The organism is Yeosuana sp. (assembly GCF_057126245.1).
Genome location: NZ_DBNGMQ010000038.1, coordinates 1 through 2205 on the forward strand (window position 1 = coordinate 1; position 2205 = coordinate 2205).

General features: G+C 31.6%; 2 protein-coding genes and 1 pseudogene. 2 read left to right on the top strand and 1 reads right to left on the bottom strand.

Features of this window, described 5'->3' with window-relative positions; genetic code table 11:
• Positions 1-206, bottom strand: a pseudogene (locus tag AC15TD_RS04025) (proline dehydrogenase family protein); the annotation flags it as partial.
• A 182-nt stretch (positions 207-388) separates the two neighbouring features.
• On the opposite strand from AC15TD_RS04025, the gene aroB reads away from it, so the two are divergent.
• The gene (gene aroB, locus AC15TD_RS04030; protein ID WP_484450851.1) at positions 389-1456 is read left to right on the top strand and encodes a 3-dehydroquinate synthase; all 1068 of its coding nucleotides are present in this window, start codon (positions 389-391) and stop codon (positions 1454-1456) included.
• Positions 1457-1619: 163 nt separating this feature from the next.
• The gene (locus AC15TD_RS04035) at positions 1620-1931 is read left to right on the top strand and encodes a hypothetical protein (RefSeq protein ID WP_484450852.1); all 312 of its coding nucleotides are present in this window, start codon (positions 1620-1622) and stop codon (positions 1929-1931) included.
• The last annotated feature ends 274 nt before the right edge of the window (positions 1932-2205 follow it).

Here is a 2205-nt window from a genome sequence, read left to right on the forward strand (position 1 = left end):
CCGCAAAAATGGTCAAAAACGGTAGATCGAATAAGGCCTTCGATGGGTAAATGCGCTTTAATAGCAAAGTTAGTGGCAGCAGCTCCTATTTTAACCAAAGGTTCTATAGAGATCATTTTAAATAGGAAATAGGCACGCTCAAGTTCAGAATCACTTTTAAGGGCAAAAGCAATTTCTGTATTATCAAAAATACGTTCTGTATTCATTTGTTAAAAATTAATACAAAGATAATGATGCCGGAGTTATCATTTTATATAAAAACTCCTTAATTTCACTTCCTTAAAACATATTTTTTATTTTATGAAACATCCATTACTAAATCTTGATACGCAAGAGAATAATTAAATGGCTGTTACATGTGACCAATAAAAAGAATACATATAAACGCATGAAATCCATAACCGCAAACAATGCCATCATTCATTTTAATGAAAATTGTTATACAGCTTTAAATCAACATCTTAAAGAAGAAAATTTTTCTAATATTTTTATTTTAGTCGATGAAAATACGCATCAACTTTGTTTACCCATTTTACTCGATAAATTGGAAACAACCTGCACGATAGAAATTATTGAAATTGAAGCTGGTGAAATTCATAAAACGATAGATACCTGCTTGGGGGTTTGGAATACCTTATCTGATTTTAACGGCGACCGAAAAAGTTTGCTAATTAATGTTGGTGGTGGCGTTATAACAGATTTAGGTGGTTTTGTAGCCTCTACATTTAAACGAGGCATTGCATATATAAACGTCCCCACTACCCTATTAGCAATGGTTGATGCCTCTGTAGGTGGAAAAACAGGGGTCGATTTAGGAACGCTTAAAAATCAAATAGGGGTTATAAGCACACCAAACTTAGTGCTTGTTGATACGGACTATTTAAAAACATTGCCCCAAAACCAAATACGATCTGGATTAGCAGAAATGCTAAAGCACGGTTTAATAAGTAGTGAGGCGTATTGGAATAAATTTAAGAACCTCTCAGAATTGGCAATGGATGATTTAGATGCCTTAATATATGAATCGATTCTCATTAAAAAGCACGTGGTCGATATTGATCCTTTTGAAGCCAATCTTCGTAAAACCTTAAACTTTGGTCATACCCTGGGTCATGCCATTGAATCTTATTTTTTAAGTAATCCTAAAAAGCCCGATTTACTGCATGGTGAAGCGATAGCGATAGGCATGGTATTAGCAAGCTATATCTCAACGAAATTAGCAGGGCTTCCTATTAAAGATATGGAAGACATAAAAACGCTTTTGAATAATTATTACGGCGTTGTAAATTTCGATGAATCTGATTTTCCGCCTATTATCGACCTAATGAAATACGATAAAAAGAATAATCACGGGAATATAAACTTTGTATTATTAGAAGCTATTGGAAAGCCAAAAATTGATTGCTTTGTTGAGGAATCTCTTATTTTAGAGGCCTTTAAATTTTACGCTTCTTGATTTTTATAATCAAAAAAAGTGTAACTTTATAATATTAGTGTTTCTATAGAAAGAAACCACGTTTATTATCAATCAAGAATGTATTATCTGAGCTATTTTAGATAACTTTTAAAAGATGAATTAGCTGAACATCTGATTATAACTAATTTTAAACAATTTGCAGATGAAAAGAATTATTGTTGATTACAAAAAGTTAACACCGGAAATCCTTAAACTTTTAACGGAAAAATTCCCTGATGGTTTTAGTGATAAAGATATTATTACCTTCGATAATCATCACAATGAAACCATTGAAGCGGTTGAGATTGAAACCGAAGATGCTGATTATTTAGTGAAGGTAAGTAGCAAACTTCATTATACGATGACCAATTTTGACAGTGATGATTTTGAAGTGAATGAATTGGGCAATGTTATTATTGATCCTGAATTAGATAATATGATAGATTCTGATTTGTTGAATGATGATGAAGAGTAAAATTATACTTTAAATAAAGCACCTATTAATTCTTAGAAACTTAAAGGTAATACCACGTTATAAGTGCGAACCTGATAAAGAGTATGTTTCAAAATAGTTAAAAAGCACAGACCATTTGTTTTAAAAATAAGTCTCTTACAAAATCAAAATCTAAGAAAAAACAGTAAAAGGATGTTTAGCTCCTCTAGAAATAGCGTTTAAATATTGATTTTTTCTCTTTAGCACCGTAATACCCATATTTAGCACCATACCCAAAATTAGATTGGTTGACATC